This window comes from Nocardia sp. NPDC051463, assembly GCF_040681975.1.
Taxonomy (GTDB): Bacteria; Actinomycetota; Actinomycetes; order Mycobacteriales; family Mycobacteriaceae; genus Nocardia.
Genome location: NZ_JBFBAB010000032.1, coordinates 1 through 25,325, shown reverse-complemented (window position 1 = coordinate 25,325; position 25,325 = coordinate 1). Strand labels below are relative to the sequence as shown.

Below are 25,325 nucleotides of genomic sequence, written 5' to 3'. Positions count from 1 at the left end.
CCCACCGCGAGCGCACACGGCCCCGCCCGGACCACGACTACGCGTTGCGCCTGCGCAGCTCGACTCCAGCGGCGATGAGCCGCTTGGCATGCTTCTTGTGTACCGCCTGCCTGGTGACCCCGAGCGCCTCGGCAACCTGCGGCCAGCTCCAACCCTCCCGCATCGCGCGTTCGACGGCAGCGTCTTCGACCTGATCGGCCAAGCGACGCAAGGCCGCAACCGACGCAAGCGCATCGGCAGGGCCCCGGGTACCGGGAGGATCGACAGCAGCCATACAAGCAACCCTAGTTGACTATCCAATTCAGTCAACCAGAGTTGCTTATCCGCGGACGTCTCCAGTGACGTGAGCCACGTTCCCGTTCGACGGAATAGCGGGCACGCTGTTCATGTTCCATTGGTTGCCACATCCACCAACTGGATGTACAACTTGGATTGAGGAGGTGTCGTGCAGTTCGGAATCTTCACGGTCGGGGACGTGACCACCGATCCGACCACCGGTCGTACGCCGACCGAGCACGAGCGCATCAAGGCGATGGTGACGATCGCACGCAAGGCCGAAGAGGTCGGCCTCGACGTGTTCGCCACCGGCGAGCACCACAACCCGCCGTTCGTGCCGTCGTCGCCGACCACCATGCTCGGTTATATCGCCGCACAGACCGAGCGGCTGCAACTGTCCACCGCCACGACGTTGATCACCACCAACGATCCGGTGAAGATCGCCGAGGACTTCGCGATGCTGCAGCACCTGGCCGACGGCCGGGTCGACCTGATGCTCGGGCGCGGTAACACCGGGCCGGTCTACCCCTGGTTCGGCAAGGACATTCGCGACGGCATCCCTCTCGCCATCGAGAACTACCATCTGCTGCACCGACTGTGGCGTGAGGACGTGGTGGACTGGGAAGGCAAGTTCCGTACGCCGCTACAGTCGTTCACCTCGACGCCACGCCCGCTCGACGGTGTGCCGCCGTTCGTGTGGCACGGGTCGATCCGCAGCCCCGAAATCGCCGAACAGGCCGCCTATTACGGCGACGGGTTCTTCGCCAACAACATCTTCTGGCCGAAGGGACACTTCCAGCGGCTGATCGAGCTGTATCGGCGGCGCTACGAGCACTACGGCCACGGCTCCGCCGACCAGGCAATCGTCGGCCTCGGCGGTCAGGTGTTCATGCGCAGGAACTCCCAGGACGCGGTGCGCGAATTCCGTCCATACTTCGACAATGCGCCGGTCTACGGCCACGGCCCGTCGCTGGAGGACTTCACCGAGCAGACACCGCTGACCGTGGGCAGCCCACAGGAGGTTATCGACAAGACGCTGAGCTTCCGCGACTCTTTCGGCGACTATCAGCGCCAGCTGTTCCTGATGGACCATGCGGGTCTGCCGTTGAAAACGGTGCTGGAACAACTGGATCTACTCGGCGAAGAGGTGGTCCCCGTGCTGCGCAAGGAGTTCGACGCGCTGCGCCAGGAGCGCGTGCCCTCGGCACCGACCCACGCCGCTCTCGTCGCCGCCCGACGCGCGGGAGTGGAGGTCACGCAGTGACTCGGATCGCCGTCATCTCGGCCGGGCTGGCACAACCGTCCTCGACGCGGCTGCTTGCCGATCGTCTCGCCGCGGCGGCCGATCGGGCACTGACGGCGTCCGGTCGGGCCGCGCATTTCGACGTCATCGAATTACGGGACCACGCCCTCGATTTGGCCAAGAACCTGGTGGCCGGGTTCCCGGCTGCCGGTCTCCGAGAGACGATCGGCACCGTTGCGGACGCGGACGGCATCATCGCCGTGACACCGATCTTCAATGCCTCCTACAGCGGCCTGTTCAAAACCTTCTTCGATGTGCTCGAGCCGGATTCGCTCACCGGAATGCCGGTGCTCATCGGGGCGACCGGAGGCACCTCCCGCCACTCGCTCGCACTCGAGCACGCCGTACGGCCGATGTTCACCTATCTGCGCTCGGTCGTAGTGCCGACCTCGGTGTACGCGGCCTCCGAAGACTGGGCGTCCGCGGACGCAGACGGCCTCAGCGCCCGAATCGACCGAGCGGCAGTGGAATTCGCTGACGCACTGGCCACAACTCACCACGACCGCCCGTCCGATCCCTACGACGAGCCGGTGCCGTTCGCGCGATTGCTCGGAGGCACCGCGAGCTGACCACCGGTGCAACGGCGCACCGCCCCCCAGCACGACCGCTGGACACCTTTTCACATCCCAGTAATTGAAAGATCAACTACACTAGGAGACAACATGACGACCAACACCGCCAACGCCCTGACCGCGGGCACCTGGGCGATCGACCCCGCCCACTCCACCGTCGGTTTCTCGGTTCGCCACCTCATGGTGAGCAAGGTGCGCGGCCGCTTCGCCGACTTCTCCGGCAAGCTGGTCATCAACGAGGACGGCACCGCACAAGCCGATGCCGAGATTCGCGTCGACTCGGTGACCACCGACAACGAACAGCGCGACAGCCACCTGCGCACCGCGGACTTCTTCCACGCCGCGGACTTCCCCGTCGCGACGTTCTCCTCGACCGGATTCCGTGTCAACGGCAACGACTTCGTGGTGGACGGCAACTTCTCCATCCGCGGCGTCACCAAGCCGGTATCCCTGGACGTCGAGTTCCTCGGCGTCAACCCGGGCATGGGCAACGGCCCGGTCGCCGGCTTCGAAGCCAAGACCGTGATCAACCGCCGGGACTTCGGCATCACCATCGACATGCCACTGCCCGATGGCGGCGCCGTGATCGGCGACAAGATCACCCTCACCCTCGAGATCGAGGTCGGCCTGCAGAGCTGATCAATCCTCGCGAAGCCCGAAGCCGCTACACCGGCTTCCGATCGGCGCCGAGCTCACTCGTGGGCTCGGCGCCGATTCCGTTGCTGCCGTCCACACCGGCCGCGCTCGAGGAGATCGCCGCAGGCCGTACCACCAGCACCACCGAACTCGCTCGCCGACTCGGTGTTTCGCCCGCAACAGCAAACACGCATCGATATTGCGGGAGGCGGGGCTCATCGATGACTTGCGGCACCGCAATGCCATGAAATACCAGGTGACGACACTCGGCGCGGTCTTGCTCGACGATGATTTCGGCAGCGGGCGTGCACATCGCGCAAGCCGTCCCGCATGTCATGTCCGATTCTTGCCACGATCGCAGGGGCGGGTGACACTGGATCGACCGAGTGTGGCAGCCATCCGCGGATGGTCAGCACCGGCTCGTGCGCAGTGTCGAACGAGTCGAAACGAAAGTTGAGGCGGCGACGAATGACCCGACTACAAACGCTGCCGCGATGATGGATGACGACACTGTTCCCGGCGTCGACGGCCGTTGGCCGCAGCGCCCGCCGCGCCACCGGCAGGCGTCGCACCGGCGTGCGGCGCAGTTCCCGAGACGGCGGCAGGCGGCCGAACCCGCGCCACGGGCTCCTCGAGCCGCCGAACCCCCACGACGTGGTCGCCGCGCCGCGCAGCTCATGACCCGAGCGGTCGCCTGCGCCGCCGCACTCGCTGTTCTGTCCGGCACCGGATTCGCCTGGTCTGCCAAGACCGATTTCGAGCACGGATTCACCCGCACCGAAGCCATCCCTGACGATGCACCGCATTCACTGGGTGGCGACATGAATATCCTGTTGATCGGTCTGGACACTCGAAAAGACCTGAACGGCAACGACTTACCGAAGGCAATCCTCGACCAGCTGCACGCGGGCGACAGCGAAAACGGTGGATACAATGCCAATTCGTTGATCCTGCTGCACATTCCGGCGGATATGAAAAAGATCGTCGCCTTCTCCATCCCGCGCGACGACTACGTCGCGGTGTCGGGCATTCCCGGCTACGACCACGCCAAAATCAAGGAGGCCTACGGCCTGAAGAAGGCAGCGGCCCAGGCCAGACTGATCAGCAATGGCGAAAAAGACCAGGTCATGCTGGAGCGGCAGGGCCGTGAGGCGGGCCGGGCGTCCATCGTGCAGACCGTCCGCAACCTCGTCGGCGTGCCGATCGACCGCTTCGCCGAAATATCGCTCGCCGGTTTCTACGACTTGGCGACCGCGCTCGGCGGTGTCGATGTCTGTCTGAATCACGCTGTCGACGACAGCTACTACTCCGGCGCGACCTTTCCCGCGGGCCCGCAGCACTTGAGCGGCTCCGACGCACTCGCCTTCGTCCGCCAGCGGCACGGCCTGGAAAACGGCGATCTCGACCGCACCCATCGTCAGCAGGCTTTTCTCACTTCGGTCGCCAAGTCGCTCAAGGACACCGGCGCCCTGACCAACCTCGGCAAACTGTCCGAGCTGATGGACCTCGCCCATCGCGATGTGGTGTTGTCGAGCGGTTGGGACCTGCTCGATTTCGCCCGCGACCTCGGGTCCATGGGCTCGATGTCGGTCGAGTTCCGCACCCTGCCGGTGCTGCGCTACGACGAGGTCGACGGCCAGGAGGTCAACATCGTCGATCCGGTCGCCATCAAGAAGCAAGTGCGCGCCGCCTTCGGCTTCGAGGCGGCACAGCCGAGCCCGGCCCGCGTCCCGACGAGCACGGTCGATGTCCACAATGCGAGCGGCCGGACCGGTCAGGCCGCCAAGCTCTCCACCGCACTCATCACACGCGGCTATCGGCCGGGCGTGGTCGGCAACGGCACCTACGCCGATGGCTCCGCATCCACCGTCACCTACGGGCCCGGCGCCGAAGCCGATGCCACCCAGCTCGCCGAAACCCTCGGCCTGACCGCGACGGCCTCGCCGACCACCGCGACCGACCACATCACGGTCGTCATCGGCAGTGATTTCACGATCCCCTCCGAACTGACCCCGGCCTCGGCCACTGCCTCGGCCGCGCCGACCACCACACCGGATCTACCCGTCCCCAACTCCGGCAAGCCGGTCGCGACCCAGATCGGCAGCACCGTGCCCTGTGTGAACTAAGTCTCGGTCAGCTCGGTTCTCGACGGCAAAGGCAGCCCTGAGCGGCCGGTAAACTACGGATGGGGACAGTAACTAGAGGTGCGCCGCTGGGAATGCACGGCGATACATAGGAGATCCATGTCGAGTCGCCGCTTCCGATCGAGTGTTGCCGCGGGTGTTGTACTGGTGACGGTTCTGGTCGTTGCCGCGTGTTCGTCGTCCGCGCCGCAACAGGCGACGGGATCCGCCGAGCAGGTGCCCGCCGGGATCTCCATCAGCCCGGGGGACGGCGCGAGCAAAGTCGACCCGCTCGGCCCGGTTCGGGTGAGCACGGGCGACGGTCAATTGACTTCGGTGACCATGACGAACGAGCAGGGCAAAGCTGTCGAAGGGATCCTGACCCCGGACAAGACCGCGTGGAAGCCCGCCGAGCCGCTCGGCTACGGCCGCACCTACACGGTGACCGCCGAGGGGCTCTCGATCACCGGCCGCACCGGCCCGACCACGGCGACCTTCTCCACGCTGACCCCGAACAACCAGACCAAGGTGTATCTGAACACCACCGGCGGCACACCGTTGAAAGACGGCGGCACCTTCGGCGTCGGTACCGTGATCGTCGCGCACTTCGACGAGGACATCCCCGACCGGGCCGCCGCGGAGAAACGACTGGTGGTGACAACCACCCCCGTCGTCGAGGGCGCGTGGTACTGGGTCGACAACCGCAATGCGCACTGGCGCCCACAGCAGTATTACGCGCCGGGCACCAAGGTGAGCGTCACGGCGAACATCTTCGGCGCCGAACTGGGCAAGGGCCTGTTCGGCCAGGAGGACAGCAAAACCTCCTTCACCATCGGCCCCTCCCATGTGTCGATCGCCGACGACAACACCAAGCAGGTCCAGGTCTTCGAAAACGGCAATCTGATCCGGACCCTGCCCACCTCGATGGGTATGGGCGGCAGCGAGGTCGTCGGCGGCAAGACGATCACGTTCTGGACCCAGCCCGGCGTGTACACGGTCATGGACAAGGCCAACCCGGTGATCATGGACTCCTCCACCTTCGGGCTGCCGGTCAACTCACGGCTGGGATACAAAGAGTCCATCAACTGGGCGACCCGAATCAGCACCGACGGCATCTACCTGCACGAACTGGCGTCCAGCGTGTGGGCCCAGGGCAACACGAACACTTCGCACGGCTGCCTCAACCTCAGTCCTGCGAACGCGCAGTGGTTCTTCGATTTCGCGGTGCCCGGCGACATCGTCGAGGTCCGCAATACCGGCGGTGCGCCGCTCGAGGTCTGGCAGAACGGCGACTGGGGCCTCCCATGGGACCAGTGGCAGCAGGGCAGCGCACTGCACTGAGCTCGGCCGCCGCGGCTTCGACCGAAGGGCACTGACTTGGACATCTCGACCATGCCGCACTCCTACGGGGTAACCATGCCGGAATGGGTCTTCGACGAGCTGCGCGCGACGCCCGACACGCTGAGCACCGACGAGGAACGAATGTCGCTGGTGCACAAGCTCGCCGCACGCAACCCACCGAGGGCGCGGGCGGCCCGTTCGCGGCACTCGTCGTCGACACCGAAGCCCGCTCGATCACTGCCGCACCTCACCCCACAGGACGGCGGGAACGTCACCGCTTCCCAGGGCCGGACGCCGGTGAGGAATCGGCCGTCAGCGGTCGCACCGGAATGTCGGTGCCCCTTGCTAACTTTCGAGATGTTCTGATCTCACGAAAAAGCGGGGCTATGCGATGACCATCGGGGGCACTACCTATCTCGAACTGTCCGAAGACGGCGGTTCGGCACACAAGTTCTACGAGGTCGCCGTGGCGGGCACCGAGGTGACCATTCGGTACGGACGCATCGGCGACCAGGGGCAGACGCAGGTGAGTTCCTTTGCCACCGCGGAGAAAGCTGCCGCCGCCGCCGCGAAGAAGGTCGGCGCGAAGGTCCGGCGAGGCTACGCACCCGCGGTGCTGGGTGCGCGGACCAAGCGCCCGGTCACCCGGCGCGCGATCGTCAGCCAGCGCTCCACCGCGAAGTCGGCGCCGGTGCTGTGGACCTTCGACTCGGGCGCGGCCGCGTTCGGCATCTTCGTCGACGAGCACCGCTGCTGGGTCGGCAACGAGCACGGCGATGTGTTCACCTTGACACCCGCCGGCGATGTAACCGGCCGCTTCCGCCTGCCCGATGCGGTGAAATGCATTGTGGCGGACGACTTCTGGATTTATGCCGGATGCGACGACGGCAGGGTGTACGACCTTTCGGGCAAGGTGCCGCGCGCCGCTTACGACGTCGCCGCCGATGTCGACATCTACTGGCTCGACATCCACGACGGCATCCTCGGTGTCTCCGATCGAAACGGCGGCATCACCGTGATCGACCACGAGGAGGAGTCGCTCTGGACTCGACACAGCACCGGGAACTCGGGCTGGATGGTGCGTATCGACCGGGACGGCGTCTACCACGGCCATTCCGACGGCGTCACCAAATATGGTCTCACCACCGGAAACCACCAGTGGCATGTCCGCACCGGCGGCCCAGTCCTGTTCGGATGGCAGGAGGCCGACGCGGTGTACGCGGGCACCAGCACCCGCCAGGTGCGGATGGTGGCGAAGAACAGCCGATCCGAGCGCTCCTACCAGTGCGATGCCGCCGTATTCTCCTGTGCCACTTCGCCGGACGGCCGCTACGTCTTCGCCGGTGACAACCACTCGTCGGTCTACTGCTTCGATTCCAGCGGTCAGCGCCTGTGGAAACTGGCTACCGGCTGCGGTTCGGCGTACTCGATGCAATACCACGACGACAAGCTGTATCTGGTCACCACGAACGGAACGCTGGCTTGCCTCGATGTCAGCGAAACTGCCATCCGCAATGCCGAGCAAGGCGTCCTGCCCGAAACGCTGTCGATCAAAGCGCCGGAGATCTCTGCCGTAACTCCGAGCAGGACCGTCGAAGTGGCCGTGAACGCGGGTTCCGGCATCGTCGTCGAGTGCGTCGAGGACGGCGGCAATCTGCGAGTGCATGTCGTGTCTCCCGGTTACCAACGCGCGTGGAACGTCCAGTTCCCCCGCGATATTCGCGAGGCGGGCGTCCGCTACGTCGTCGATGCCGTCGCCGAGTCGGCACGCGGCGGTTTCTACCGGGTCCGTGGCGATATCCGGCGATTGAGCTGACACCGGTGGCGAGCCGGGTGTGCCGGATGCACCCGCCACACCTGGCTCGCCGGGCGAGCTGCGCAGTCCGAGCCGAGTGACGCACCGGCCGCTATCATCCATAATGTGACGCAGGCGACACTGGACCGGTTTCAGGAATGACCGAGCTCAACACGCAGACGCTGGCCCGTCTCGGCGCTCCGGTATCGATCCCCACCTATGAACGCACCGGAATACACACCGGCATAGTGCATTTCGGTGTCGGCGGCTTTCATCGAGCCCACCAGGCGCGATATCTCGACCTGCTCCTCGAATCGGGTGCCGCCCGGGAATGGGGAATCTGCGGGGTCGGTGTGCTCGCCAAGGATCGCCGGATGAGCGAGGTGATGGCCGAGCAGGACCGCCTGTACACCCTGTGCGTCACCGAACCCGACGGCGCCTGGACGCCGCGGGTCGTCGGCTCGATTGTGGAGTATCTCTTCGCCCCCGACAATCCCGAAGCGGTCGTCGAGAAACTCGCCGATCCGGGCACCCGTATCGTCTCACTGACCATCACCGAGGGTGGATACAACATCTCCGCGACCACCGGTGTGTTCGATGCGGCGAATCCTGCCGTCCGCGCCGATCTCGCGCCGGGAGCCGTCCCTGCGACGGTGTTCGGCCTTGTCACCGAGGCACTGTCGCGGCGCATGGCAGGTGGCGCCGCACCGTTCACGATCATGTCGTGCGACAACATCCAGGGTAACGGCCATATCGCTCGAAACTGCTTCACCACCTTCGCTCGCCTGCGTGATCCGGCACTGGCGGACTGGCTGGACCGCGAGGGCGCGTTTCCGAACTCGATGGTCGATCGGATCACCCCGGCGACAACCGCCGCCATGAGGGCCGAGCTCACCGCCCGCTTCGGCATCGAAGACGGGTGGCCGGTGGTGACCGAGCCGTTCATCCAGTGGGTGCTCGAAGACGAGTTCACGCTGGGCCGCCCCGATTTCGGCAGCGTCGGCGTGCAGCTGGTCGAAGACGTCGCGCCCTACGAATTGATGAAGCTGCGGATGTTGAATGCCAGCCATCAGGCGCTGTGCTACCTCGGGTATCTGACCGGATACCGACTGGTGCACGAGGTGGTTCAGGACGAAGCGTTCCGCCGGTTCCTGCTCAGATATATGAACGAGGAAGCCCGACCGACGTTGCTTCCCGTCCCCGGTATCGACCTCCACACCTACCGAGACACACTCCTCGAACGGTTCGCCAACGCGGCGATCGGCGACACCGTGGCCCGGCTGTGCGCGGAGTCGTCCGACCGGATACCGAAGTGGCTGCTGCCGGTGCTGCGCAGCCAGTTGGCTACCGACGGCGAAATAGCTTGCTCCGCAACGATAGTAGCGGGGTGGGCGCGCTACTGCGAAGGGGTCGACGAGGCCGGTGCGCCGATCGACGTCGTGGATCCGCTGCGCGATCGTCTGATGGCGCTTGCCCGCCGCCAACGCGACGACCCGACCGTATTCCTCTCCGACCGATCGGTATTCGGCAACCTGATCGACGAGCCCCGCTTCGTCGTCGCCTACTGCGCGGCATTGGCAAGCCTGCACACCCGAGGCGCGCGCGCCACCATCGTCGACCTGCTGCGCGATCAGCGGACCCGGTGACAAGCAGCGGCCGTCACTGCGGGCCGAAATGTCGGCTGAGGTCACGGAGGACCCGCGCGCACTCGGCGTCGACGCCGTCGAATTCCCTCAGATCGGCCGGTGCCGGGAACAAGCGCCCGAGCCCGAACTCGCCCAGCCCGGCGACCGGTGCTCCGCACTCCGCGACGATCTCACCGAGGACGCCCGGAGCAGCTGCCGCGCCGACGTGGTCGAACACGATGGCGCGGACACCGGCCTCGAACGGATCCCAAGGGCGTCCACCGAGGAAACGCCGCACCTGGTCCACCTGGTGGATGAGTCCCTCGATGCGCGGGAGGTGGGCGATCAGACGCGCGTCGGCAGGCCCGGCCGCGCTGATCTCGATCACGCCCGGATCGCCGTCGACACGCACCGTCCGCCGGTAGACCGTCGCCGTGGCGTTCTCGACATCGCGGATCGCCTCGCGAGCCAGCTGCGAAAGCCGGCGACCGAGGTCGATGGATGCCGGCAACGGCACCCGGAGGGCGAGTCCACCGTCGGCAACAAGCCGATCCGCGCGGAGTCGACGTCGGCGCAGTTCGAGCGGCGCGGCGCGGAAGGTGGCGGCCATCACTCGATTGAACTGGCGGAGGCTGCCGAACCCGGCGGCAAAGGCGATATCGGTGACCGACAGGTCGGTGTCGTCCAGCAGTCGCCTGGCGAAATGGGCCCGCCGGGAGCGCGCGAGCTGATCGGGTGTTGCGCCGACCTGTTCGTGGAACATCCGACGCAGATGCCGCTGCGACACCGCGAGCCGGGCGGCGAGCGCCGCCTCGTTACCCGTGTCCAGCACACCCTCGGTAATGAGATCGACAGCGCGGCATACCAATTCGGAGGTATGCCCGGGTCCGTAGTCGGCCCGATACGGCCGACAGCGGTGGCAGGCGCGAAACCCTGCCGCCTCCGCTCCTGCCGGTGAGGAAAAGGACACGACGTTCGACGGCAGCGGACGACCAGGACACGGCGGCAGGCAATAGATGCCCGTGGTGACGACGGCCTGGAACGCTCCCATCTCCGAAGTCTGCCCGCAGCCGGGGCCACTGACCAGACGTATTCGGACACCTGCCACCGTGTCCGAATATGGCGAGATCAGTAGCTGCACACCACGCAGAATTGCCCGTATGGACGCAACGACGAGCTCCGAATTCATCCTGCGGGCCTGGCGCGAGTTCGCCACCCGAGACCCCGAACGAATCGCCGCCGTCTTCACCCCCGACATCGAATGGCTGGCCCCACCCCACAACGCCACCGCCCGCGCACTCGACGACATCAGCCACCTCGTCGGCCGAGACCGCGTGGTGCATTTCCTGACCACCGAATTTCCCGCGGTGTTCGTGGCCGACCGGCAAGTGGACTTCACGGCAGTCACCGCGACCGACACGACCGTCGTAGTCGAGACCCGAATGCGAGCGACCCTGATGAACGGCCGCCCCTACGACAACGACTACTGCTTCATCTTCGAACTCTCCGACGGCCGGATCCACCGGGTACGCGAGTACATGGACACGCAACGCGCCCAGGAAATGTTCGACGGCAGCGGTTTCCGCCAGAACGGCTGAAACTCGACGCCGTGCCGCTCGATCGGTTCGTGGTCAGAACAGCCGCAGCGCACTCAAGCGCCAGCCCTTGGCACGCGTGCGGGTGATCCGGGCAGCCAGCGCGAAGTGGCGGCCGCCGCGGTCGTAGGCGGCGCACACTTCCGCCGCGGCGGCATCGACCATGATGACGTCCACTCGGGTCAGCACCGCTGCGCCCAGGGTGCGTCCTGGTACCAGGTCGGCTCTGACCAGAGTCCGTACCGCTGACAGCACCGGAGGCTCGGCGACCGCGGCCAGCTGCGCGACCGGTCGACGGTGATCGAGCACTTCGAGTGTGAGTCGCAGTGTTCGATCCGCGAATAGTTTTGTCGCCGAGTTCACTTCGAAAATCGCGGTCTCGGCCGCCGACGGACCGGCAATCCGGCCGACACCGGCCGAATCCCCCGCGGGACGGGCACGGCACATCCGCTCGCGTGGCGACGGTGGCAGCTCATCCAATCCCGTTGTTCGACGTGTTGGTCGGCACGGCCGCAGCGGCGGCTCGCTTCGTGGCGCGCGCGACAACGCCCTGGGATACCCGTCCATACAACCCCCTCGCCCCTGATCGCGACCCCCGCGATCGAATCGCGATAGCATGTCACGGATCTCGATGCAAGTAAAGCCGCAGGTCAGCAGGTCAAGCGACCGCTCGGGTGCGGTGCGCACCGAAGACGTTGATACTCGCATGTATTGATTCGAGCAGGTCGACGGTCTGCCTCGGTCGCGGTGGGCCCGGATCAGCGCTCAGACCGTACCGAGAACTCCCTCGAACGCCGCTTCCGCCGCACCGAGAAGCTTCAGATCCGGTCCGAGAGAAGATTTTTCGACTCGGACACCGCCGATCGCCCGGCTCACCATGCTGCGGCGACGCAACTGCCCGGCAGCATGCTCCACCACGGCATCGGGCAGCGCGGTCAGCAGGTCGCCGAGGACGACGAGTTCGGGGCCGAGGATGTTGACCACGTTCACCAGACCCAGGGCGAGCCAGTCGATGTATTCGCCGAGTCGGTCGACTGCGCCGCAATTGCGTTCCAGCTCACGCAGCTCCGCGACAATCGCGCCGCGCGGGCTGTCCGCGGCGAGGCCGAGCGCTCTGGTCAGCGCTGCCTCACCGACCTCGGTCTCCCAGCAGCCCTCGTTGCCACAGTGGCACGGGCGGCCACCCGGCCGCACCGTCATATGGCCGATCTCACCGAGATACCCTGCCGCACCGCGTAAGAGCGCACCCTGCGCGATCAGTCCGCCACCGACGCCGATGTCCGCCGACACGAAGACCGCGTCCGAAACACCGCGCCCGACACCGCGCAGATGCTCGGCCAGCGCACCGAACTCCGCATCGTTGCCGACGACAACGGGAACGCCGAGCAGCGTGCTCATCCGATCGCCGAGCGCGACATCGACCCAATTGAGGTTGGCCGCGTCGTGCACATACCCGTCGGAACGCCGCACCACACCCGGCACCGAGATACCGGCGGCGGCGGGACGCAGGTCGAGATCGCTGGCGAGCAACGCCGCGGATTCCGCGACGTGAGTCATCACCTCGCTCGATTCCCGTTGCCGCCCACGCAGATTCCAGCTGTCGCGACCGAGGATCTGGCCACCGAGCCCGATCAACGCGATCCCGACATGCTCCACCTGCACATCCACCGCAAGCACGACCACCGCCTGCGGTTGCGGCAACACCAGCAGTGACGGTCGGCCCGCGCCCCGCGCGAGCCGAGGCACCCGCTCCTCCACCACTCCGGTCTCGGCAAGCCCATCCACCAGCATCTTGATGGTGGAACGGTTGAGACCGAGTTCCGTCGCCAAGGCCGCCCGCGTGGCCGGGCCGCCCGCGTGCAACCGGCGCAGCAGGATCGCCCGGTTGACGCGTCGCAACTCGTCAGGGCGGGCGACGGTGGGGCTGGTCATGCCCTCAGGGATACCATCACCCGCACTCAACCTTCCGTAGTGGCGGCACGGCGGCGCGTCAGCGCGTCGACGGTCGCCGCCAACAACAGCACCAGACCGGTGACGATGGCGACCACCGCGGCAGGCTGTTCGAGCAGCCCGAGCCCATTGGCGACAACAGCGAGCACCGTGCCGCCGATCACCGCGTCCGCGACCCGACCCTTGCCGCCGAACAGCGAAGTGCCGCCGATCACCGCGGCACCGACCGCGAAAAGCAAAGTGTTGAGGCCGCCGGCCTGCGGGTCGACCGAGCCGACCTTCGACGAGTACACGATCGCGCCGATGGCCGCGCACGCCGAGCACACCACGAAGACGCTCGCCCGTATCCGTGTGACATTGATACCCGCCCGCCGCGCGGCCTCGCGATTGCCGCCGACCGCGTAGATGTGCCTGCCGTAGGTGGTTCTGTTGAGGACATAGGTCCCGATGACCAACAGTGCCAAGACAATCGGCACAACGTAGGGCACACCGCGGATCTCGATGGCGTCATTGCGCGATCTGTTGATCGTGAGCAGAGCGGTGGCCACCGCCGCCAGCACGGTCAGCACCGAAACCTTGGCCACCACAAGCGGTGTCGGCTGGGTGACCAGACCACGCCGCAAACGCAGGAGGTGTCTGCCGATGGTGAGCGCCGCATACCCGCCTGCCGCCACAACGAACAGCGCCCAACTGCCCACTGTCGACAGATTGCCATTGGCCACCCGATCCAGCACCGTGGACGAGCTGATGCCCAGCACGCCGCCCTCACCGATCAGCTGCAGAATCACCCCCTGCCACGCCAGGAACAATGCGAGGGTCACCACGAAGGACGGCATGCCGATCTTGGCGATGAGGAACCCGGTGATGCAGCCGATCGCCGTACCGACGCACACGGCGAGCAGCATCTCGATCCACGGATTCGCTTCCAACCCGAACACGGTCAGCGCGAGCCCGAGCAGCGAGATCGCGACGCCGGGCCAGATCCGCAGCAGCCCGGCCAGGGCAGCCGCCAGTATCAGCATCGCGACGAAGATGATGAACACCGTCGAACCCATGCCCGCCAGCAGGTTTCCGTTCTCGACATAGTGCATCGCCAGCACTGCGCCCGCGACACCCGACGCCGTGCCCGCCGACAGGTCGATCTCCCCGATCAACAACACGAAGACGATCCCGATGGCAATGATCGTCTGCCCCGCACCCTGCGCTAGCAGGTTCGCGATGTTGTTGAGCGAGAAGAACACGTCCGACAGCGCCGAGAACATGACGACGAGCGCGACAAGTCCGAGCAGCGCGGGCAGCGAGCCGATATCGCCACCGCGCAGCCGGGACAGATACTCGCGCACCGCATCCGCGGTGGACTGTGTCGTGGTGTCGATCCCGAAGTCGGCGACTGCCGTTGTCGTCGGGGCTGCGGAAGAATTCGTCATCACATTGTCTTTCTCGTGCACAGCGCTCTCGTTCACAGCACCGCGGATTCCGGTCGAGCCAGCCCTAGGTCACCGGAACGTCCCGCGGTGATCAGTTCGACGACCTGACTATGGGTGACGTCCTTGGTGTGTACCTCGGCCGCCATCCGCCCCAGATACAGCACCGAGATCCGGTCGGCGACCTCGAAAACATCGGCCATGTTGTGGCTGATCAGCACCACGCCGAGCCCCTGTTCGGCGAGCCTGCGGACCAGGTCGAGGACCTGCCGGGTCTGCGCAACACCGAGCGCGGCCGTCGGCTCGTCGAGCAGCACCAGATTGCTGTTCCAGAGCACCGATTTCGCGATGGCGACGGTTTGACGCTGCCCGCCCGACAGCGCCGACACCGGGGTGCGCACCGATTTCACGGTGCGCACCGACAGCGATGCCAGCGTCTGCCGTGCTGCCTCCTCCATACTCGCCTCGTCCAACAGCCACGGACGTCCGCGCTCCCGGCCGAGGAACATGTTCTGCACGATATCGAGATTGTCGGCCAGCGCGAGATCCTGGTACACCACCTCGATGCCGAGCTCCGCCGCGTCCTTCGGACCTCGGATATGCACCGGTTCGCCCCGGTACCTCACCGTCCCGGAATCGAAAGCATGGATGCCGGCAATGCATTTCACCAAGGTGGATTTGCCCGCACCGTTGTCCCCGACCAGGGCGGTGACCTCACCGGCAGGCGCCGTGAAATCCACATCGTGCAGGACATGGACCGGTCCGAAACTCTTATTGAGACCGGTGATCTGAAGTAGCGGTTCACTCATGCTCGGCACCTCAGGAAATGCCGAGCTCGGTGCAGGCTGCCTGCAGCTCGCCGCCGCAGATCTCGCGTGCCGGGACATAGCCTTCGGCGACCACCCGCTTGACCTCCGGCCGGGTGATCGTGAACGGCTCCAGCAGTACGGACCTGACCTCACGCTTGCCCTTCGCATCCCGACTCACGCCGCTGGCGAAGGCATCTGCCGCCGCTTTGTCGTTATTGGCGAGCGCGACAGCAAGTTCGGCGACCGCGTCGGCCTCCTGCTGGATCGGTTTGAACACGGTCATGTACTGGTCGCCGCGCAAGATCGCCTTCAGTCCTTCGGCTGTCGCATCCTGTCCGGTCACCGGGACCTTCCCATTGAGCCCGTTCTTCTTGAGCACCGTGATCACCGCGCCGGCAAGGCCGTCATTGGCGGCGACCACGCCATCGACCTTCCCGGCATTCGTGGTCAGTATCTGTTCGAAGGTGGTGCCGCCCTTCTGGTTGTTCCATCCATCGATCGGCTGGCTCTGGACCAGCTTCAGCGCGCCCGAGTCATACAGCGGCTGTAGAACTTTCCGCTGCCCGTCGTGGAACAACGTGGCGTTGTTGTCGGTCGGGGCCCCTTCGATCTCGATCACCTGCCCGCCGGGCTTGTCCTTCAGCGCATCGGCCAACCCCTGTCCCTGCAACTGCCCGACTCGCTCATTGTCGAAGGAGACGTAGTAGTCCGAGGATCCGCCGAGGTTGAGCCGGTCGTAGTCGATCGTCGGAATCCCGGCCTTCTTCGCCTTGGCCGCAACCGCGCCGCCGACTTCGCTGTTGATCGCCGCGATGATCAACACCTTCACGCCCTTGGCGATCATGCCGTCGGCCAAGGTCGTGAACTTCTGCACCTCGCCCTGGGCATTCTGCACATCGGCATCGAAACCCTGTGCGCCCAGAGCCTTCTCCAGCATCGGTTTATCGAAGCCCTCCCACCGAGCCGACGTCGCGGTCTCCGGCAGGATCACCCCGATCGTCCCGTTCTTCCCACCGCCGGACTTGCTCTCGCCGCCGCCGTCATTACGTGCGGAGTTCGCACCGCAGGCGGTGAGCGCCAACACCCCGACCAACCCCACCGCCACAGCCGCGTGCCGCATCCCGGCCCGTGCTCGTCCGTGCCCGTTTTTTCCGAACGAGACCTGGCTTTTAGTCCGCATCTGGAGGAACCTTCCTGGAACAACCGACGACCCGTCGGAAGGACTCCGGCACTGCGTCGAGCTAATATGTTGTGGGCAACAACATATGCTGGGCGGCGGCGCTTGTGGCGCGGATAACATCACGATTTGATAACAGATTACATGTCGGCGCGTGTCGCTCACGATGCGCCCTCGTCGCCCCCCGCCGCAGACACGACGAATATCGGCCGAACACCCGCCGAATGCGCACCTGCCCTACTGCGCGAGTGGGACCCCTGCAATCTTCACCGATAGCTGAAACGAATACTTCGTGACGATCGACAGACCCGGGGTTCGTTTATCCGATCCACCGAAATCATCGAGGAGATTGCATGAATCGCATCATCAAGAGGTTCACCGGTGTGTTCGCGGCTGCGGCGGTGGCCCCTGCCCTGCTGGCCGGTACCGCACAGGCCGATGACGCCAACACCGCGTATTTCAGCAACGGCGTTATGCAGTGCGCCATGACCGGCGAAGGCACCGTCGGCTGCGATCTGACGAACCCGATGCAGATCCAATACTCGTTCCTGCCGTTCCTCTTCTCGGTGCGCGACATCGTGATCGACCAAATGTCGCTGCCCGCCCACCCCACTTTCATGAGCGGCACGTCACGCACACTGCCGGGCGGCAACCCGACCCTCTATGACGTCAGGACCGGCGACGGCCAGTGGGGCCCGTTCATCGAGCACGCCGGGGCCAGGTGTGAAGCGGGGTTCCATGGCAGCTTCACCTGCCGGGCGAAGGGGCGTAGCTTCTCGATCTACAGCGGGATCATCTCCGCCTGAGCCGAGTGCCGCAGCCGACGCCTCGATCGTGCCGGGGCGTCGGTGCGCGTCGGTTCCCAGGTCGTGCGGCACCGACGTCGGCGAGGTCGGATCCGGACGTGATGATCGAGGCTTGCGTCGTGGTTGTTCGCATTTCGCAACTCGACTGCCGTCAACCGTATCGTTGAGCGCACATGTAAGGTCGTGCGCCGAATAGCGCGGCTCATTGCACAGAATCGTCAAAACTAGGTAGAGATGGGTAAGGAACGACTGCGTCCGGTCGACCTCGCGCGGGCACACGGCCTGTCCACGCAGGCGATCCGAAACTACGAAGAAGCGGGCATCCTCCCGCCTGCCGAACGCACGCCCACTGGATACCGCGTCTACACGCCCGTGCACGCCGAGGCGCTGCGCGCCTTCGCCGCCCTCGTGCCGGCCCACGGCCACCACACTGCGACAGCGATCATGCGGGCCATCAATGACAACGCCGTCGCGGACGCGCTCGCGCTGGTCGACGCGAGCCACGCACAACTTCTGGAAGACCGCAGGACACTCGACCTGGTCGACAAGGCGCTGCGGGACCTGACCTCACCACATCTCCAGAGCTCGCCACGCACGGGAGCGATGTTCATCGGCCCGCTCGCCCGTCAACTAGGTATCCGACCGGCGACACTGCGGAAATGGGAGCAGGCCGGATTGATCACACCGGACCGCGATCCCGAGACCGGTTATCGCGTCTACACACCGGACGATGTCCGCGACGTTCACCTGGCTCACCAATTGCGGCGGGGCGGATACCTTTTGAGCCATATCGCCCCGCTCCTCGCCCAAGTACGCACCGCAGGCGGACTGGCTCCACTCGAGGCCACCCTCGGCGACTGGCGCGACCGCCTCACGCAACGCGGCCGGGCCATGCTGGCCGGCGCCGCCGAGCTGAATTCCTATCTGACGCACCGTGAATGACGTATCGCCCGGCGTGCGCCACACCCGATGCCCTCGGCGCAGTCCGCACCCGTCGTCAGGCCGAGCGACGAACTCGGTGCTCGGCCACATGCACACGGTTCGAGCAGCGCGTCGAGCAGAACCGTCGCCGTCCGTTGCGGGACGTGTCGACGAAGACCAGGCCGCACCCCGACCGAGCACACCGTCCGATTCGGGCCGGATCTTCGCAGAACAGCTCCGCCAGGCCTGCCGCGGTGTAAGCCTTCACCCGCTCATCGATGGGCGCGGTCTCGCGGGCGAAATGCAGGTGTGGCTTCCTACCGTCGTGGGTGGAGATGTACGGCCGACTGGTCGTCTCGGCCAGTAGTGCGTTGAGCAGCTCGACGCTCGGCGCGGAGAAGGCCGCGTCGAGCTTGGTGATCCAACGGCGCAGTTCCGCGTCTTGGCGGGCATTCAGTGCGCTCAGCGGCTTGTATCCAGCAGCGTCGAGCAGCGCGAGTAGATCTTGGTCCGGAGCGGCATTCACCAATCGGACCGCGAGTTCGGCCGCCGCGCCTCCGTAAGGGTTGAAATGCACTGACTCATTACATCAGGCTGAACCCATGATCGCCACCTGCCCCGCGTGCTCCTGGCCCGCCCCCGCTCTCGTGTCGTCACACGGCCCCGTTCGCTACCTGCGCTGCGTCTGCGGCCAGTGGTTGGTCAGCGAGTGCGGTGCCGTGGTGGCGACCGCGGGGATCAGTATTTTCAGCGATTCGCGCGACGCGGAATACAGTGCGCCGGTGACACTTCCGGAGCGCTGACCACTAATCACCCACTACGGCAGCGGGAAACGCTGCCCGCGCCCCCGTGCTCCCCCGGCGGCCTTGTTCCGATACATCGCAGAGTCGACCGCATGCATCAGCTCGTCGACCTCCGTCGGCCGGTCCTCGGCGAACACCGCGCCGATGCTGGCGCCGACGGCTACGGAACGTCCGGCGACCTGCATCGGCGCGGCGAGAGCGGCCAGTAGCAGGTCCGAGATCGAATCCAATTCTTTTTGGCTGGAACACTTTTCGACCAGCATGATGAATTCGTCGCCACCGATCCTGGCTACCAGGCCGCCGGTCGGTTCGACAGCAGCCTGTAGTCGCTGCGCGACGTCGTGTAGCACTCGGTCGCCGACGGTGTGCCCCCACGCATCGTTGACCTCCTTGAAGCCGTCGAGATCCAGATAGCACACTCCCACCGGCGGTATGGCCCTGGCCAGCCGATCGAAGAAGAGCACCCGATTCGGCAGGCCGGTGAGACTGTCGTGGTTGGCATCGTGCCACAGGCGATCGGAGAGCTGCTTACGCTCGGTCACATCGACGGCGACCCCGATCAAGAAGCGGGCCCGACCACTGCTGTCGCGCACCGCGGACATCGACAGGTCGATGCTGGCCACGGTGCCATCGGGGCGCACGTGACCGGTCTCCAGACGGAAGCGATTGATCGCGCCACTGAGCATGCGCTCGAGCTCCGCGAAGGCGTGCCCGATATTCTGCGGGCCGAGCAGCTCAGCCACGGAACGGCCGGGCATGCCGGCCGCGGGCCTCCCGAGCATTTCGGCCATGGCCGCATTCACGTCGAGCACCTTGCCGGTGACATCGACAGTGCCGATGCCCACCGACGCGCCCTCGAAGACCGCCTCGAACCTGGCCTCCGACAACTGTCGCCGCGCCTCGGCGTCCTGCGCAGCCGACAGCACGGCTGCCAGCGTGGTTTCCTGTTCACCCAACGCCGCGCTGCGCAGCGCCCCGGTGAAGCCCGCGGCGAATTCGGCGGCCACCATGATCGCCCGATCGCGAATCTGCTCGTAGTCGGGGGCGGTGGGGGTCGGGCGGATCGCACGGACCATGTCCTGACAGATCACCGGAATCGAGCGGCTGACTGCCACCGGGTCGCGATAGTTGGCGGCGACGAGCGCCGTGGCGGCAGCGTGCGCGACGGTGACATCGGCTGTCCCCTGCACCGCGGCCACCAGCGCCTCGGCTTGCTCGCCGAGCAATCCCTCGATCTGGGTTCGCGTGAGGGTCGGGGCGACGACACCGTCGAGTGCATCGGCCCACCGCACCGCCAACTCACGCAACCCCACGCCACCAACCCCCTGCCGGTTCTGTTCGCCCTCTCAGACCTTGAAGCCGACGCCTGCCAAGCCGAGCGAGCGGCCCGGCGCCTCGTGGAGATCGCGCTCGGATTCGGGACGCCAGGCGGGCAGCTCGACCACCCCTGGCTCGACCAGCTCCCATCCTTCGAACATAGCCGCGATAGCGTCCCGGGAACGGAAGTGGATGCCGATCCGGATCTCGTTGGCCGCGTTGGCGCCGAGCTTGTCCGCATCCTCGGGGCGCAGCGCCGAGGTCAGGTGTGAGATCGCGACGTAACTGCCGGCGGGGACGGCCCCGCGGAGCCGGGCGACCATGTCGGCGGGTCGATCCTCGTCCGAGAGCAGGTGCAGCACCGCGATCAGCAGCACGCCGACGGGCTTGTCGAGGTCGAGCACCCCGGTGTCCCGGACGCGAGCCAGCAGTTCATCCGGTTTGCGCAGGTCGGCCTCGATCGCGGTGGCATTGTCGTTGCCCTGCAGGATCGCCCGCGAATGCGCGACGGCGACCGGGTCGATGTCCACATAGAGCACCCGACACTCCGGATCGATGGCCTGCGCGACCTCGTGGACGTTGCCTGCGGTCGGGATACCCGAGCCGATGTCGAGGAACTGCCTGACGCCCGAATCGGCGAGGAAACGCACGGCCCGCCGCAGGAAAGCACGGTTGCTCAGCGCCAATCGCGGCAGGTCGGGCACCAATTGCTTGCCCATCTCGGCGGCCTTGCGATCGATCTCGAAGTTGTGCGAGCCACCGAGCAGGGCGTCATACATCCGTGCCGGGCTCGCCTGCTGCATATCCACGCCTTCGGGCGCCCACGCCGGCCTATCCATCGAAACCCCTCTACGCTCGCGATCGGACCTTCCCGACTCCGAGCCGGCCCGCCCCGTCCGGATGCGGTGCTCTCGATCACCCGAAAGGCGCAGTCCGCATAGTAGCCGGACCGGCCAATCCCGGTGCACCGCACATGATCACGGAACCCGCACGAGCCGGAACGCGGCACCCGGCCTTCGGGTCTGGCGCGATTGCATGACACGCGCCTAATATTCATACATGCGCATGCGTGCAAGATGGGTTACCCTATCCTGCGGCAGGCCCGTGAACAGAAGGGACGTTCGACTATGGGAGAACAGTGCGTGTCGTCGAAGCGGTCGGTGCAGACAGTCCCGCACACCGGCCACGACCATGGCAAGGAGGCCGGTCACGGCCATCCGCATGACCACTCGCACGGTCACGACCATGGCGTTTCGGCGAATTCCGACCCACGCTGGCTGTCCATAGCGCTCGGGCTGATCGTCGCCTTCATGACAGTCGAGGTGGTCGTCGGCATCCTGGCCCACTCGCTGGCGCTGATCACCGATGCCGGGCACATGCTCACCGATGCCGCATCGATCGTGCTCGCCATGATCGCCATCCGGCTCGCCAGGCGGCCTGCGGCAGGCCGGTTCACCTACGGGTTCAAGCGCGTCGAGATACTGTCCGCGCAGGCCAACGGGATCACCCTGCTCTTGCTCGCGGTGTGGTTCGTGTACGAAGGCATCAGCAGACTGATCGATCCGCCGGACGTCTCGGGTCCGCTGGTGCTGATTACCGCACTGGTCGGGATCGTCGTCAACATCGCCGCGGCATGGAGCATCAGCCGCGCCAACCGCACCAGTTTGAACGTCGAAGGCGCCTTCCAGCACATCCTCAACGACCTCTACGCCTTCATCGGCACCGCCATCGCGGGTGCGGTGGTGTGGCTGACCGGTTTCGCCCGCGCCGATGCCATCGCCGCACTGGTCGTCGCAGTCCTGATGGCCAAGGCGGGCTGGTCGCTGGTCCGTGAATCCGGCCGCATCTTCCTCGAGGCCGCGCCCGCACACCTCGACCCCGATGCCATCGGCGCGCGCATCGTCACCATCCCACAGGTGACCGAGGTGCACGACCTGCACGTCTGGCAGATCACCTCCGGCCAGCCCTCGCTGTCGGCACACGTCCTCGTCACCGACGGCGCCGACTGTCATGCGGCTCGCTCGACGATCGAAACAACGCTGCACGACGAGTTCGGCCTGGCACACACCACTCTGCAGGTCGACCACGTCTCGGACCTCGATCCGTCCCCGGCAGACCTGCATTGCGCGGATTCCCACGGGCCGATCCACCGATCCTGACCACCGACGGCGGCCCATTACGTTCCGTCGAGCAGCGTCAGCAGGGTCCGGCGCACCGCCTCGGAGGCCACCTCCGGTGACCTCCCGCACCGATCGACGAGATGGTGACGAAAGCTCCACGCGGCCGTGGCCTCGATCAGATCGAGGAGTTCTTCGTCGACGGCGCCGTCGGGCCGCCCGAGCTCGACGGCGAAGGTGTGGGCGAGCTGCCCGCGCAACAAGCGATCCCCACGCCGCATCCGCTCATCAATAATGGGCACATTCGGCGATTCGACGAGACCGGTCACCCGGATCCGGCGTTGCAGGGTGAATACCTGCGCGGTCTGCGCCACGACCGCCTCGACCCGGTCGCGCAACGGCAACCCCGGGTCGGCACCGGCGATCAGCTGTTCGACGCGATCGGTCTGCTGAATCGTCGCGGCGGCCTTGAGTTCGTCCAGGTCCGGGAAATGGACGAAGATACTGCGCAGCGAAACCCCGGCCCGCTCGGCAATACTCTTCGCGGTCGGCGACACCTCCCCCGCATCCAACGCCGCCAGCAGCGCGTCGATGATCACTGCTCGCGTCCGAATCGGATCACGGATCCGTCCGCGCGCCATATCGCCTCCTGTTGAGCTGATTGACCAGAGATTAACGCCGAGCCCGCCACGGCGACCGGCAGACCCGCTGGCGCCCCCATCACTCGGGCCGGCAATAACCACCTGCACGATTCGGCCCACCGGAGACACTGCGCCTCCCTACGAGCCAGGTGGACATCGTCTGTGAGCAACCCGGGGTGCTGCCGCTGCTCGGTCGGGTCGCTGCTGTCGCGACACCATGGTCAACGTCAGTGTCGAAACCCCCGAGCAGACCGAACAGCGGTTGCGTCGCGTCGTTGCCGCCGCCGAGTTCGTCGTGCACCGCCAGCGACAACCCCGCCGACGCCTGGCGTTGTGTGGTGCCCGCCCTACAGGCCCGCCCGGCGGCACGGTGCCGATCCTCGGCGGTGCCCGCACAGAGCATCGGCCTCCACGCGCCTGGACTGGCGGTACAGCACGGCGCTGAAATCGTATTACGTCGACAACCGGGGCGAGCGTCTCGAGATTTCCGAAAAGCTCGGTGCGCGAGCGCATCACGTGGCCAAGAAGGGCGCACTGACCGCTACCCATATCCCGCGCCACGACTACGACGTCGTCATCGAGGGAATATCCACCGCCACCGGGGTCGATCTCGCGCTGCGCGCTCGCACCGGACGGCAACCGTCGACCCGTCGGCTACTACCTGGCGCCCGGCACCAAGGTTCCGCTTATGCACATGTACGCCAACGACGCGACCCCACAGATAGGTGTTTCGAACGTCTGGCCGGTTCTGCCGGAATTGCTGGATTTCATTGTCCGCGAGGGCTTCCCCGCCGAACACGTCACCACGATGATCGCGAAGTGGGAAGACGCCCCGGAAGCGGCAAAGCACACACCACCAAACTCGTACTCCATCGCCCGCCGCTGTACGCCGCACACTGATCCGACGGCAGACCGTCCGGCTCCGTACTCGGAGTCGGTGCCCCCTTCCCACGCAGATGCTGGATTCGACTGTTCTGGTCAGCTGGGCATGCCCGCGATCCAGCACCCTGACCACACCGGATGTACGCATGAGTTCCACACTCGCGCAACGCAAATCACCACACTGCACCTGCATACGACGGTCCTGTGTGCAGATAAGTTTCAGTACCCGGCGAGCGTTGACACTTACTTGCACCGCTCTCGAACGAGGACAGCGATGCGACCAACGGGCGGGCCGGCGAGCAATGAACATCGACAGGTCGACCCGCCGAGCCGTGCCCGACGACATCGAGCCGAAGTCGTGAAGGTCCGCACCGCGCTCCGTGAGAACTGGGGCTACCTATGCGCTGCGGCCGGGAACGTTGTCACATTCGGCTTACTCTTCGAGCCGTGGATCGACACCAAATTTGGCGCTGACTCCATCAAATCGGACGCCTTCGGGAAATTCCAGATATCCAGTTCGCTCGTGGGCCTTTGGTCGGGATCTGCGCAGCCCGCCGCGAAGATCAACGGCACGTGGCCCGTCCTCGCCTGCGTAGCCATCGGCGTAACCATCTGCACTGTACTGGTGAACCTTCGTGCACGTACCATGGCACTTTTTCATTTGACTGTGGTTTCCTCGGTAGCAGTAGCGCTTTTCGTTGTCTTCGCTCTCGTCCACATGAACGGCAAAGTGTCCGAAGTGCGAGGCATGCTCGGGTATGGCTCCTTTAGAGATCTAGGCACCCAAGCCGGGCTGATGATGCGCTGGGCCTCCGGCAACGGCGGCCCACCGCCGGTGCCCGGACGTCGCCAGGTTTCCTATACCACTGCCGGTCTCACGTCCAAGGCGTGGTTCGCGGGCGTGACAGCGGTGAGCTCTGCTGTGGTAGCTATCGCTCAATGGTCACGCAAGCGCCCGAGCGGCGCCGTCCGGTTGCCAGTGGGTGGATCTGGTGGCCGCGCGTTGACCGAAGCTCCGACGCTCGACACCGACCCGAAACCATCGGTGGATCCAGCATCCTGAGCTCAGGCAAGGGCCCGAAATGCTCCCACATGGCAGTGAAACGGCCCGGAACATGGCGGGTTCACGCGATCGTCGCAACACTCTCGATTTGAGAGGTTGCGGCGATCGTGTCGTTTCAGGAGGATTTGGCCCGGTTCGGTGATCAGCTG

26 protein-coding genes are annotated in these 25,325 nt (G+C 65.8%); 14 read left to right on the top strand and 12 right to left on the bottom strand.

Annotated features, from left to right (window positions below):
- Positions 1-37: 37 nt before the first annotated feature.
- On the bottom strand, positions 38-274 hold the full coding sequence (locus AB0M74_RS29970; RefSeq protein ID WP_366529653.1) for a hypothetical protein: 237 nt from the start codon (positions 272-274) through the stop codon (positions 38-40).
- 171 nt (positions 275-445) lie between these two features.
- Between AB0M74_RS29970 and AB0M74_RS29965 the strand changes: the two genes are divergently transcribed.
- The 3 genes from AB0M74_RS29965 to AB0M74_RS29955 all read left to right on the top strand — a co-directional run bounded on the left by AB0M74_RS29965 (position 446) and on the right by AB0M74_RS29955 (position 2,790).
- Positions 446-1,540 carry an LLM class flavin-dependent oxidoreductase gene (locus AB0M74_RS29965; RefSeq protein WP_366529652.1) on the top strand — a complete coding sequence of 365 codons (1,095 nt, stop codon included), beginning with the start codon at positions 446-448 and terminating at the stop codon, positions 1,538-1,540.
- Complete coding sequence (locus AB0M74_RS29960; protein WP_366529651.1) at positions 1,537-2,148, top strand: FMN reductase; 612 nt, start codon at positions 1,537-1,539, stop codon at positions 2,146-2,148. Before AB0M74_RS29965 ends, AB0M74_RS29960 begins: the two co-directional genes overlap by 4 nt.
- A 93-nt stretch (positions 2,149-2,241) precedes the next feature.
- The gene (locus tag AB0M74_RS29955; protein WP_366529650.1) at positions 2,242-2,790 is read left to right on the top strand and encodes a YceI family protein; all 549 of its coding nucleotides are present in this window, start codon (positions 2,242-2,244) and stop codon (positions 2,788-2,790) included.
- 25 nt (positions 2,791-2,815) lie between these two features.
- Here the strand turns inward: AB0M74_RS29955 and AB0M74_RS29950 are convergent, their stop codons facing one another.
- On the bottom strand, positions 2,816-2,977 hold the full coding sequence (locus AB0M74_RS29950) for a hypothetical protein (RefSeq protein ID WP_366529649.1): 162 nt from the start codon (positions 2,975-2,977) through the stop codon (positions 2,816-2,818).
- A 304-nt stretch (positions 2,978-3,281) separates the two neighbouring features.
- Here AB0M74_RS29950 and AB0M74_RS29945 point away from each other — a divergent pair, with 304 nt between their 5' ends.
- The 5 genes from AB0M74_RS29945 to AB0M74_RS29925 all read left to right on the top strand — a co-directional run bounded on the left by AB0M74_RS29945 (position 3,282) and on the right by AB0M74_RS29925 (position 9,692).
- Positions 3,282-4,913, top strand: coding sequence for an LCP family protein (locus AB0M74_RS29945; protein WP_366529648.1), 1,632 nt, complete (start codon positions 3,282-3,284; stop codon positions 4,911-4,913).
- 117 nt (positions 4,914-5,030) lie between these two features.
- Positions 5,031-6,251 (top strand): Ig-like domain-containing protein, encoded by a 1,221-nt coding sequence (locus AB0M74_RS29940; protein WP_366529647.1) that lies wholly within the window; start codon positions 5,031-5,033, stop codon positions 6,249-6,251.
- Between the two features lie 36 nt (positions 6,252-6,287).
- Positions 6,288-6,617, top strand: a complete 330-nt coding sequence (locus AB0M74_RS29935; RefSeq protein WP_366529646.1) for a hypothetical protein — start codon at positions 6,288-6,290, stop codon at positions 6,615-6,617.
- Between the two features lie 25 nt (positions 6,618-6,642).
- Positions 6,643-8,067, top strand: coding sequence for a WGR domain-containing protein (locus AB0M74_RS29930; RefSeq protein WP_366529645.1), 1,425 nt, complete (start codon positions 6,643-6,645; stop codon positions 8,065-8,067).
- A 137-nt stretch (positions 8,068-8,204) separates the two neighbouring features.
- Positions 8,205-9,692 carry a mannitol dehydrogenase family protein gene (locus AB0M74_RS29925; protein WP_366529644.1) on the top strand — a complete coding sequence of 496 codons (1,488 nt, stop codon included), beginning with the start codon at positions 8,205-8,207 and terminating at the stop codon, positions 9,690-9,692.
- 13 nt (positions 9,693-9,705) lie between these two features.
- On the opposite strand, the gene AB0M74_RS29920 is transcribed toward AB0M74_RS29925, so the two are convergent.
- Positions 9,706-10,722 carry a helix-turn-helix domain-containing protein gene (locus AB0M74_RS29920; RefSeq protein WP_366529643.1) on the bottom strand — a complete coding sequence of 339 codons (1,017 nt, stop codon included), beginning with the start codon at positions 10,720-10,722 and terminating at the stop codon, positions 9,706-9,708.
- Positions 10,723-10,831: 109 nt separating this feature from the next.
- On the opposite strand from AB0M74_RS29920, the gene AB0M74_RS29915 reads away from it, so the two are divergent.
- Positions 10,832-11,269 (top strand): nuclear transport factor 2 family protein, encoded by a 438-nt coding sequence (locus AB0M74_RS29915; RefSeq protein ID WP_366529642.1) that lies wholly within the window; start codon positions 10,832-10,834, stop codon positions 11,267-11,269.
- 33 nt (positions 11,270-11,302) lie between these two features.
- On the opposite strand, the gene AB0M74_RS29910 is transcribed toward AB0M74_RS29915, so the two are convergent.
- The 5 genes from AB0M74_RS29910 to AB0M74_RS29890 form a co-directional block, all read right to left on the bottom strand.
- Entirely contained in the window at positions 11,303-11,746 is a 444-nt protein-coding gene (locus AB0M74_RS29910) for an Rv3235 family protein (protein WP_366529641.1), read from the bottom strand.
- Positions 11,747-12,031: 285 nt separating this feature from the next.
- The gene (locus AB0M74_RS29905; protein ID WP_366529640.1) at positions 12,032-13,198 is read right to left on the bottom strand and encodes an ROK family protein; all 1,167 of its coding nucleotides are present in this window, start codon (positions 13,196-13,198) and stop codon (positions 12,032-12,034) included.
- Positions 13,199-13,224: 26 nt separating this feature from the next.
- Entirely contained in the window at positions 13,225-14,643 is a 1,419-nt protein-coding gene (locus tag AB0M74_RS29900) for an ABC transporter permease (RefSeq protein WP_366529639.1), read from the bottom strand.
- Positions 14,644-14,675: 32 nt separating this feature from the next.
- Positions 14,676-15,449, bottom strand: coding sequence for an ATP-binding cassette domain-containing protein (locus AB0M74_RS29895; protein ID WP_328410091.1), 774 nt, complete (start codon positions 15,447-15,449; stop codon positions 14,676-14,678).
- Positions 15,450-15,459: 10 nt separating this feature from the next.
- Positions 15,460-16,629: a substrate-binding domain-containing protein gene (locus AB0M74_RS29890; protein WP_366529638.1), complete on the bottom strand. Its 1,170-nt coding sequence runs from the start codon at positions 16,627-16,629 to the stop codon at positions 15,460-15,462.
- A 350-nt stretch (positions 16,630-16,979) separates the two neighbouring features.
- Between AB0M74_RS29890 and AB0M74_RS29885 the strand changes: the two genes are divergently transcribed.
- Both AB0M74_RS29885 and AB0M74_RS29880 read left to right on the top strand, forming a co-directional pair.
- Positions 16,980-17,432 (top strand): hypothetical protein, encoded by a 453-nt coding sequence (locus AB0M74_RS29885; RefSeq protein WP_366529637.1) that lies wholly within the window; start codon positions 16,980-16,982, stop codon positions 17,430-17,432.
- A gap of 234 nt (positions 17,433-17,666) precedes the next feature.
- On the top strand, positions 17,667-18,374 hold the full coding sequence (locus AB0M74_RS29880) for a TioE family transcriptional regulator (protein ID WP_366529636.1): 708 nt from the start codon (positions 17,667-17,669) through the stop codon (positions 18,372-18,374).
- Positions 18,375-18,429: 55 nt separating this feature from the next.
- Here AB0M74_RS29880 and AB0M74_RS29875 read toward each other — a convergent pair whose 3' ends face one another.
- The 3 genes from AB0M74_RS29875 to AB0M74_RS29865 form a co-directional block, all read right to left on the bottom strand.
- Entirely contained in the window at positions 18,430-18,930 is a 501-nt protein-coding gene (locus tag AB0M74_RS29875; RefSeq protein WP_366529635.1) for a CGNR zinc finger domain-containing protein, read from the bottom strand.
- A gap of 240 nt (positions 18,931-19,170) precedes the next feature.
- Positions 19,171-20,469: a diguanylate cyclase gene (locus AB0M74_RS29870; protein WP_366529634.1), complete on the bottom strand. Its 1,299-nt coding sequence runs from the start codon at positions 20,467-20,469 to the stop codon at positions 19,171-19,173.
- A gap of 33 nt (positions 20,470-20,502) precedes the next feature.
- Entirely contained in the window at positions 20,503-21,312 is an 810-nt protein-coding gene (locus AB0M74_RS29865; protein ID WP_366529633.1) for an SAM-dependent methyltransferase, read from the bottom strand.
- A 438-nt stretch (positions 21,313-21,750) separates the two neighbouring features.
- Here AB0M74_RS29865 and AB0M74_RS29860 point away from each other — a divergent pair, with 438 nt between their 5' ends.
- Positions 21,751-22,632, top strand: coding sequence for a cation diffusion facilitator family transporter (locus tag AB0M74_RS29860; RefSeq protein ID WP_366529710.1), 882 nt, complete (start codon positions 21,751-21,753; stop codon positions 22,630-22,632).
- A 17-nt stretch (positions 22,633-22,649) separates the two neighbouring features.
- On the opposite strand, the gene AB0M74_RS29855 is transcribed toward AB0M74_RS29860, so the two are convergent.
- Complete coding sequence (locus tag AB0M74_RS29855) at positions 22,650-23,231, bottom strand: TetR/AcrR family transcriptional regulator (RefSeq protein ID WP_366529632.1); 582 nt, start codon at positions 23,229-23,231, stop codon at positions 22,650-22,652.
- Positions 23,232-23,448: 217 nt separating this feature from the next.
- On the opposite strand from AB0M74_RS29855, the gene AB0M74_RS29850 reads away from it, so the two are divergent.
- Positions 23,449-23,676: a DUF6196 family protein gene (locus AB0M74_RS29850; protein ID WP_366529631.1), complete on the top strand. Its 228-nt coding sequence runs from the start codon at positions 23,449-23,451 to the stop codon at positions 23,674-23,676.
- Positions 23,677-23,919: 243 nt separating this feature from the next.
- Entirely contained in the window at positions 23,920-25,176 is a 1,257-nt protein-coding gene (locus AB0M74_RS29845; protein ID WP_366529630.1) for a hypothetical protein, read from the top strand.
- Positions 25,177-25,325 lie beyond the last annotated feature (149 nt).

Bases quoted from the DNA above. Each gene is read 5' to 3' on its own strand.
- AB0M74_RS29970 (WP_366529653.1), bottom strand. From the start codon at position 274: ATGGCTGCTGTCGATCCTCCCGGTACCCGGGGCCCTGCCGATGCGCTT.
- AB0M74_RS29955 (WP_366529650.1), top strand. From the start codon at position 2,242: ATGACGACCAACACCGCCAACGCCCTGACCGCGGGCACCTGGGCGATC.
- AB0M74_RS29945 (WP_366529648.1), top strand. From the start codon at position 3,282: ATGATGGATGACGACACTGTTCCCGGCGTCGACGGCCGTTGGCCGCAG.
- AB0M74_RS29940 (WP_366529647.1), top strand. From the start codon at position 5,031: ATGTCGAGTCGCCGCTTCCGATCGAGTGTTGCCGCGGGTGTTGTACTG.
- AB0M74_RS29930 (WP_366529645.1), top strand. From the start codon at position 6,643: ATGACCATCGGGGGCACTACCTATCTCGAACTGTCCGAAGACGGCGGT.
- AB0M74_RS29925 (WP_366529644.1), top strand. From the start codon at position 8,205: ATGACCGAGCTCAACACGCAGACGCTGGCCCGTCTCGGCGCTCCGGTA.
- AB0M74_RS29920 (WP_366529643.1), bottom strand. From the start codon at position 10,722: ATGGGAGCGTTCCAGGCCGTCGTCACCACGGGCATCTATTGCCTGCCG.
- AB0M74_RS29915 (WP_366529642.1), top strand. From the start codon at position 10,832: ATGGACGCAACGACGAGCTCCGAATTCATCCTGCGGGCCTGGCGCGAG.
- AB0M74_RS29905 (WP_366529640.1), bottom strand. From the start codon at position 13,198: ATGACCAGCCCCACCGTCGCCCGCCCTGACGAGTTGCGACGCGTCAAC.
- AB0M74_RS29900 (WP_366529639.1), bottom strand. From the start codon at position 14,643: ATGACGAATTCTTCCGCAGCCCCGACGACAACGGCAGTCGCCGACTTC.
- AB0M74_RS29895 (WP_328410091.1), bottom strand. From the start codon at position 15,449: ATGAGTGAACCGCTACTTCAGATCACCGGTCTCAATAAGAGTTTCGGA.
- AB0M74_RS29890 (WP_366529638.1), bottom strand. From the start codon at position 16,629: ATGCGGACTAAAAGCCAGGTCTCGTTCGGAAAAAACGGGCACGGACGA.
- AB0M74_RS29885 (WP_366529637.1), top strand. From the start codon at position 16,980: ATGAATCGCATCATCAAGAGGTTCACCGGTGTGTTCGCGGCTGCGGCG.
- AB0M74_RS29880 (WP_366529636.1), top strand. From the start codon at position 17,667: ATGGGTAAGGAACGACTGCGTCCGGTCGACCTCGCGCGGGCACACGGC.
- AB0M74_RS29865 (WP_366529633.1), bottom strand. From the start codon at position 21,312: ATGGATAGGCCGGCGTGGGCGCCCGAAGGCGTGGATATGCAGCAGGCG.
- AB0M74_RS29855 (WP_366529632.1), bottom strand. From the start codon at position 23,231: ATGGCGCGCGGACGGATCCGTGATCCGATTCGGACGCGAGCAGTGATC.
- AB0M74_RS29850 (WP_366529631.1), top strand. From the start codon at position 23,449: ATGGTCAACGTCAGTGTCGAAACCCCCGAGCAGACCGAACAGCGGTTG.
- AB0M74_RS29845 (WP_366529630.1), top strand. From the start codon at position 23,920: ATGCACATGTACGCCAACGACGCGACCCCACAGATAGGTGTTTCGAAC.